The organism is Noviherbaspirillum denitrificans (genome assembly GCF_002211445.1).
Lineage (GTDB): Bacteria > Pseudomonadota > Gammaproteobacteria > Burkholderiales > Burkholderiaceae_D > Noviherbaspirillum > Noviherbaspirillum denitrificans.
Genome location: NZ_LSTO01000001.1, coordinates 858157 through 859750 on the forward strand (window position 1 = coordinate 858157; position 1594 = coordinate 859750).

Genomic DNA, 1594 nt, shown 5'->3' on the forward strand with positions numbered 1-1594 from the left:
CATGGCGAGGTTGAGCGGCGCGGCGTCGGGTTCCTGCAGGTGGGCGATGTAGACGGCGGACGGCCAGTCACGCGGGATGTCGAAGGCGTATTCGGGCCATTGCCAGTCGTCGGCGGCACCGCGCGGTGCGGCGTACTTGCCATTGAGCCAGCCGGTTTCGTGCATGGGGATGAAGCCGTCAGCCCAGCGGTGGAAGGCGATGCGGAAGCGCGGGGCATCGGTGGAGATATGCAGCAGGAGGCGGCTGCCCGGGGAGACGCTGGCGTGGTCGGGGTAGCCGCGGATCATGGTTTGTGTCCGTAACGAATGGGGAAAATCAATGGATGGGCACCGCTGCCCGCAATTTGCCTAACCTCCTACCCCACCGCCTCCGGCTCCACCCGCTTCCTGATAAGAAACGGCGGCATCGCCAGCACATGCATCGGCGTCCGCCGGAACGATTCCAGCGCCTGCGCAGGCGTTTCCACGATCGGCTCTTCCTTCCTGTTGTACGAGGTATTCAGCAGCACCGGGACCCCGGTCCGCGCCTCGAACGCCTGCAGCAGCGCGCGCAGCAGCGGGTCGTCCTTCTCGCCCACCGTCTGCAGCCGCGCAGTGCAATCCACGTGCGTCACCGCCGGAATGATCTCCGCCGCCCGCCGGTGCACCGGCGCGGCGAACTGCATGAAGGGTGAAGGCCGGCGGATATCGAAGAATTCGTCCGCGCGCTCCAGCAACACGATGGGCGCGAGCGGGCGGAACCATTCGCGCTCCTTCACCTTTGCATTAATCCAGTCGCGCATGATGTCCTTGCGCGGATCGCCGAGGATGCTGCGGTGGCCGAGCGCGCGCGGGCCGAATTCGCTGCGTCCCTGGTAGAGCGCAACGACCTTCGTATCGCACAGCAGGTCGACCATGCGCGCGACCATCGCCTGTGTATCGTCGATACGCTCCACAATAAGGTCATCCGTACCCAGTACGGCGTCCTCGATCTCTTGCAAGCGCGGCTCCGGCCCGAGGTAGTCGTTTTCCCAGCGCCATTCGCAAGGCTGGCCGGCCAGCTCGGTCAAACCGTAGATTGCGCAGCCGAGCGAGGTCCCGGCATCGCTCGGCGCCGGTGGAATGAACACGCGCCGGAACGGCGTCTCGCGCAGCAGCCTGTCGTTGGTGGAACAGTTGAGTCCGGTGCCGCCCGCGAAGCAGAGGTTTTCCGCGCCGGTTTCCCGGTGCAGCCAGTGCGCGACGGCCAGCACCGCATCCTCGAAGGCACGCTGGCCGGCAGCGGCAAGGTTGGCGATGTCCCGGAAGCGCGACGTGTCGCCCGCCTGGTAACGGAAGCGCCCGCGCTCGCGCAGGATCTCGAACCAGCGCGCCGGTATCGTCACCTGCGGCCCGTCCACTTCCAGCGGCGGCAGTCCGAGTACAGCGGGATCGCCGTGCGGCGCCATGCCCATCACCTTGCCTTCATTGCCTTCGCCGGGAAAGATCGCCTGCGTAAGCAGGAAATAGAACATCCCCAGCCCGACCAGCCGCTGCTCGTTGCGGTCCCACATCTGCTTGCCGATGCATTCGACGCGCCGGCGGTCGGCGCGGTAAAAGGATGACACTTCCCGCC

At 66.3% G+C, this 1594-nt stretch carries 1 protein-coding gene and 1 pseudogene; both read right to left on the reverse strand.

Features of this window, described 5'->3' with window-relative positions; all coding sequences use genetic code 11:
• A pseudogene (locus AYR66_RS04325) lies at positions 1-288 on the reverse strand (N,N-dimethylformamidase beta subunit family domain-containing protein); the annotation flags it as partial.
• Between the two features lie 68 nt (positions 289-356).
• Positions 357-1594 (reverse strand): carbamoyltransferase C-terminal domain-containing protein (locus AYR66_RS04330; protein ID WP_088709594.1); only part of this gene is annotated, 1238 nt, incomplete at its 5' end.